Below are 505 nucleotides of genomic sequence, written 5' to 3' on the forward strand. Positions count from 1 at the left end.
AAGTTCCGACCTGCACGAATGGCGTAACGATGGCCACACTGTCTCCTCCCGAGACTCAGCGAAGTTGAAATGTTTGTGATGATGCAATCTACCCGCGGCTAGACGGAAAGACCCCATGAACCTTTACTGTAGCTTTGCATTGGACTTTGAACCAATCTGTGTAGGATAGGTGGGAGGCTTTGAAGCGGGGACGCCAGTTCTCGTGGAGCCATCCTTGAAATACCACCCTGGTTTGTTTGAGGTTCTAACCTTGGTCCGTTATCCGGATCGGGGACAGTGCATGGTAGGCAGTTTGACTGGGGCGGTCTCCTCCTAAAGTGTAACGGAGGAGTTCGAAGGTACGCTAGGTACGGTCGGACATCGTGCTAATAGTGCAATGGCATAAGCGTGCTTAACTGCGAGACCGACAAGTCGAGCAGGTACGAAAGTAGGACATAGTGATCCGGTGGTTCTGTATGGAAGGGCCATCGCTCAACGGATAAAAGGTACTCTGGGGATAACAGGC

1 rRNA gene is annotated in these 505 nt (G+C 51.9%); it reads left to right on the forward strand.

Annotated features, from left to right (window positions below):
• Window positions 1-505 (forward strand): 23S ribosomal RNA (locus DT057_RS35170); the annotation flags it as partial.

The sequence above is a fragment of the Methylobacterium crusticola genome (genome assembly GCF_003574465.1).
GTDB classification, from domain to species: domain Bacteria; phylum Pseudomonadota; class Alphaproteobacteria; order Rhizobiales; family Beijerinckiaceae; genus Methylobacterium; species Methylobacterium crusticola.